Genomic DNA, 5,950 nt, shown 5'->3' with positions numbered 1-5,950 from the left:
CACCCTTGGTCTCGGCTGTATCCTTCCCACTACTAGGGCGGATTAGGAACTTTCATCCATTAGCGACGTGCGCCGCTAGGCGCACATAAAAAAGAGGGAGCAGTTCACACTGAACTGCTCCCTCTTTTTGAACGTTTGGTTGATATTGAAAAAATGTTTCCGCAAATACAATTCGAAGTAGAGCACGGATAAGTATCGTCACTCCGCAGGATTGATGGTCACCGTATAGCTGCAGACTGCAGGGTCGCAGTCGGGGTTTTCGGCCAGAACGTAAACCTGATAAGAACCGACAGATCCATCCTCGTTCCGGAGTACGTCCGTGAACACAGGCGCTTCGGTCTGCCAGGTTTCCAGATCCACGCTGTACCAGAGGGTGGTGCCCTCCGCGATGCTTGGCTCGGCAGCGACCTGATGGCCCTCGCCGTCCCAGGTGAACACGCCGTCCTTCGCACGCACCGTCAGGAGATTGCTGAAGGCCTCCTTCGGGCCGTAGATGAGCAGGAAGGGGCTGGTCGTGGTGTCGGGGATCAGCACGCCTTTGCTGGTCAGCTTGCAGGGAATGAACTCGACCTTCGGGGAGAACGAACCGACGGGCTTGACGGTCAGGCCATCGCTGGTTGTTACCAGAAGCTGTTCTCCGTCGAAGCTGGGCGTAGGCGTCGCCATCGGAGTGACAGTCGGGCTGGGTGTAGGCGTCACCGTCGGAGAGATGATGCCGCCGGACATATAGAAGCTCGACGAATCAGCGTATACGCCGCCTGTGGCCGTGGTCATCGAAGAGACGATACCGCCGGACATATCGAAGTTCGGCGAATCGGCATATACGCCTTTTGCATCGGTGGCCGTCGGAGCGACGGTCGGGCCGGGCGTAGGCGTCACTGTCGGAGTGACAGTCGGGCTGGACGTGCTGTCCTGCTCGATGTGGACGGCGATGCAGGACATATTTTCGTAGTTCTCCAGATAGCGTTGCTGGAGATCGCCCGTAAAGCTGAGGAGGACATCGCCGGAGATGTTGTGAATCTCCTCGCCGGTCTGGCTGTCGGTGAGGCAGGCGTCCACAGCCATCGTACCGATCTGACCTTCGCCGGCCGCGGCCATGAGCTTCTTCCGGAGCGTGCTCGACAAACCGAGCAGGCTATTGCTGTCCTGATCAGACACAGGGCGGAGGGTCATGTCAATGTTCTCGTCCAGCTTCGGGAGCGTTACCGGATCATTGGTATTGCCCTCATCAGCTCTGGATTTGTCTAGCGACGTCTCCAGATCAACCTTAAATCCTAAGTTGGCTATATTGTCCAGGTCAGCCATCACTGTATACGTGGCAGTCGCCGCCTTGTAACAATCGGTCTCTGCAGCGGTGGCGGTAATGACCGCGACGTATCCGTTTAGCCATTCCTCATAGGACGCATAGTAGATCGCCGATTCTATAATATCAGTGTCCTGATAAAACGCAATCAAGATGCGATCCGGGTCGGAGGACGAGTAGCTCAGCGCTCCACCGTCCTCACTGCGAACAAGGGTCACAGTGGAATCATAAGTCGGTCCAAAAGCCGAAGGAAACATCTTGACGGAACTACGCTTGAAGTACAGAGTCTGCTCAGCCTTCTCGATTGTGATGGTCGCGCTGCCCGTGCAGGTTTCAAATCCGGACTTTTCCAGCTTGTACCAGACGGTGTAGCTGCCGGGCTTGGCGTACTCGGGCGGCGTGTCGCGGTATTTGCCATCCTCCGAGGTCGCGTAGGTCACCTTGACGTCCGGCGTGATGACCTGCAGATCAATCGTGTGCGCTTTGTGGTCGTAGACGCCGCTGTAGCCCTCGACAGCGTAGGTGATTTTATCCTTGTGCTCCAGAATCTCCACAACTGCGAAACCTGTCACGGTCGTATAGTACTCCTTCTCGATTTTGTAGTAGACGGTGTAGGCGCCGGGCTTGGTGAAACCGGGATTTTCGTCGGTGTATCCGCTGTTCTCGGAGGTCGCATAGCTCAGCGTTGCGCCCTGCGTAGCGACGTCCACCGTGATCGAGTGCGGCTTGCCGTCGAAGTAGCCGGAATAGCCCTGCACGCTGTACTCCATGGGCAGCAAGCTGGCAGGGGGAACAATCTCGACATTACAGCTGGAACTTGCGTAGCAGTACTTACCCTCGCCGGAGGCAGTAACACTGTACGTGCCGACGTCGATTGGCGCACCGGGGAACATATTGCCGTCAGAGTTGCAGCAGCTCAGCGTCAGCTCCATGCTGTCGCCGAAGGGGAGCTCGCCGTTGAGAACTGCTTCGATCGGTACTGGTTTGGCGTTGTAGACATAGCTTTCCTCGGCGGTAATAGCCACCTGATCGCTTACGTCTATCTTCGCGATGTTCACGCTCGCGGAGCCTGTAGTAGTGATGCTGTATTCCTTTTCCAGCCGGAACCAGACGGTGTACTCGCCGGGGTCGGTGAACGTGGGCAGCTCCACGCTGTACGGGCCGTCCTCGGAGGTGGCATAGGTCACGGCAACGCCCTCGGCGGCGACGTTCAGCTCAATCGTGTGCGCTTCGCCGTCGTAAACGCCGCTGTAGCCGCTGGCCGTGTGCCTGATGGGCTGCGGGGGCTGGATCATCACGTCCTCAGTGCGCGTGATGCTTTGATAGCCCGCCCTTTCCAGCCGGTAGATGACAACGTACCTGCCGGGCTCGGTGAACATGGGCAGCTCTGCGGTGAACGGGCCCTCCAGAGCGGTGGCGTAGGTCACCGTGACCCCCGGCGTGGTCACGTTCAGCGCGATGGAGTGCGGCTGGGCGTCGTACACGCCGATGTAGCCGCTGGCCGTGAACTCGATCTCAAGCTTGGTCCTCTTCGGGGCGATGCTGAAGGCGTGGCTCAGATTCGCGAAGCAGTTCGCGCCCTCGCCGGAGATTTCCACGCGGTAGCTTCCCGGCTCGCTGGGAGCTGCGTCGAGCCGGGCATTGTTTTCATCGAAGTAGGCGTATCTCCACCTGGTGATGCCCTCGCAGCTGGCCGAGAACTTCACGGATTTTCCGGTGTAGGGATAGATGCTCTCCCCATTAAAGCTCACCTGATCGCTCACATCCACCTTGCTGATCGAAACGTTTCTGCCCTTTATCACTGTTGTGTAGTTTTTCTTCTCCAGCTTGAACCAGACGGCGTACTCGCCGGCGTCGGTGAAGTAGGGCAGTTCGGCGGTGTATTCGCCGTCCTCGGAGGTGGCGTAGGTCACGGTAACGTCCTCGGTGGAGACGTTCAGCTTGATCGTGTGCGCTTCGCCGTCATAGACGCCATAGTAGCCACTGGAGCCATGGCGGATCTGCAGCGGCTCGATCTGCACGGCCGCGGATTTCACGACGGTATTATAGAGCGGCCCCTCCAGCTTGTACCAGACGGTGTAGCTGCCTGCGTCGGTGAACGCGAGCGGGATTTCGGTGAACGGGCCGTCCTGAGAGGCGGCGTAGCTTACCGTGACGAAATCCGAGGCGACGTTCAGCGAAATCGTATGCGGCTTGCCGTCGTAGTCGCCGCTGTAGCCCTGCACGCTGTAGTCGATCGGCCGCATGCCGGAAAGAATGGTAAACTCATGGTGGAGCCTTGCGTAGCAGTTGGTTCCCTCGCCGTTCATATCTACGCTGTATTTGCCCGGAAGGGTGGGGACACCGGCAAGCGCATCGCCGTTTTCGTCGTAATAGGTGAACGTCCACGATACGTCGTTGACGTGGTCAGCGATATTGAGTTTGGGTGTGAAGGATACGGGCGCACCGCACAATATGCGCGTCGGAAATTCGGTCACGTTCGTAGCGCTGACATCATGTCGCTCAATCGTCACGGTGGCAGAGCCTGCCACAGTCCTGTATCCCGTCCCTTCGAGCCGGAACCAGACCGTGTATTCGCCTGAATTATTGAATTTGGGCAATACGCTGGTATACGGACCATCCTCGGAGGTGGCGTAGGTTGCGCTGACCCCCTCAGAGAGGATGTTCACCGTGATCGTATGCGCTTTGCCGTCGTACACACCCGTGTATTCGCTGGCGGTATACTGGATTTCCGCCGCGATGATGCTGTATGAATGCTCCACCTTCGCGATATGGTTCGCGCCCTCGCCGGAAATTTCTACGGTATAGCTGCCCACTACGCCGGGAGCTGCATCGAGCTTCGTATCATTCTCGTAGTAGGTGTACGTCCATGTGTCAATGCCCGCGCAGCTGATGGAAAAGTTCACGGGGCTGCCGGTGTAGGTATAAAAGCTCTCTCCGTCGAAGACCATCTGATCGCTCACATCGGCCTTCGTGATCGTCACGGTCGCGGAGCCTGTTTTTGTCTCGCAGTCCTGCTTCTCGATCTTAAAATAAACAGTATACTCCCCGGCGTCAGTGTACGCGGGATTCGTTTCGCTATATGTACCGTCTGCGGAGGTGGCATAGGTCACGGTCGCGCCCTCGTTGGTCACATTCACCGTGATCGCATGCGGACTTCCGTCGTACACGCCGCTGTAGCCGCTGGCAGTGTACTGGATTTCCTCTTTCCCCTCGACGATGGTAAAGGTATGACTGACATATGCGCGATATACGCCGCCCTCTCCGCTTATATTAACCGTATAGCTGCCCGGATCACTGGGTGTATCCAGCGGTACGCCATCGCTGTTCACATATACGATCGACCACTCTTTGATTTTATCGTAAGGAAGATCGAATTGCACGGGGGAACCGGTGTAGGCATAGCTGCTCTTTAGCCCGGCTATTACCTGGTTACTGATGTCAATCGGATTGATTTCCACGCCCACGGAGCCTTCTTCCGATTGATAGCCTTGCTTTTCCAGCCTGAAGAAAACCATGTAGCTGCCGACCTCGGTGAACGAGGGGTTTGTTCCGCTGTATGAACCCGCATCAGATGTAGCGTAGCTTACCGTTACATCCGGCGTGTTGACAGTCAATGTGATCGAGTGCGGCTGGCCGTCATATTCGACATCGAAACCGCTGACGCTGTAGTCGATTTCCGGCAGAATCTCGGTGGCACCGTCCTGATTCCCGCCTTCCTCTGCCAGCGCAGCCGAAGGCGGCAGGCACATCTGCAGTGACAGCACCAGGCACAGCAGTAAAGCAATGCCGGTTCGCCTGTTATATTTTTTCATGATCCGTTCCTCCTGTTTGAATAATATATTGGGATATTATTTTTGTCGCAAGGTAACTTCCTGTATTATGTTGTAATATATATTCATTTTATTATACATTTCTTATTTTTTCAATAGATGTTTCTCATTTGTTTGGCTGCATAAGTTTACTGAATCTCCTTATTTTCACAATATTTGTTGAACACTCCATCATTCAATGATAAAATGATTGAAGTATGAATACTTTCGGCTCGAACAGAGTATTCGAAAAACCGTCTTTCGGTGGCTGCTTTAAAAATTGAATATGCAGAATAAGATTATGTGCCTGGTATCACACTTATTGGTGTCTTGACCAAAGCGAAAGGAGTGGATATATATAAGACGATTACCAACAAGACAAGTCCATCTGGACTTTCATACTTCTGAATTCATGGAAAATGTCGGAAAAAATTTTGACAAAAAACAGTTTCAGGAAGCGCTTCAAACCGGACATGTGAACAGTATCACAATATTCGGCAAATGTCATCATGGATATCACTATTATCCAACGAAAATAGGAACCATGCACCCGGGTATGGATCCGCAGCAGTAGGTATTTCATGGGGTCTGACCCCAATGTTCATTCATCTTTCTTTTGCATAACGCCCGAACTCTATCAGACGGCTCTTTTCTTCTTCAAGGCTTAATCCAAAGTGTCCCATTCTATGTTTCAGATGTTCATAGAACCACTCTGCATCCGATTTATACTGGAATGTTACCACAAAGTAGGTAGACCCAAGGAACCTCCCCTTGAGTCCCCATCAGAACCGTACGTGAGCCTCTCAACTCATACGGCTCCTTCTCCAACAGATGG

At 54.5% G+C, this 5,950-nt stretch carries 1 protein-coding gene; it reads right to left on the bottom strand.

Features of this window, described 5'->3' with window-relative positions:
• Positions 1 to 198: 198 nt before the first annotated feature.
• The gene (locus ACTNC6_RS15900) at positions 199 to 5,118 is read right to left on the bottom strand and encodes a hypothetical protein (protein ID WP_441044601.1); all 4,920 of its coding nucleotides are present in this window, start codon (positions 5,116 to 5,118) and stop codon (positions 199 to 201) included.
• Positions 5,119 to 5,950: the final 832 nt, after the last annotated feature.

The sequence above is a fragment of the Blautia sp. HCP3S3_C4 genome, from assembly GCF_052064095.1.
Classification (GTDB): Bacteria; Bacillota; Clostridia; order Lachnospirales; family Lachnospiraceae; genus Blautia_A.
Note: the sequence above shows the minus strand (reverse complement) of the source record. Positions and strands in the feature narration are given on the sequence as shown.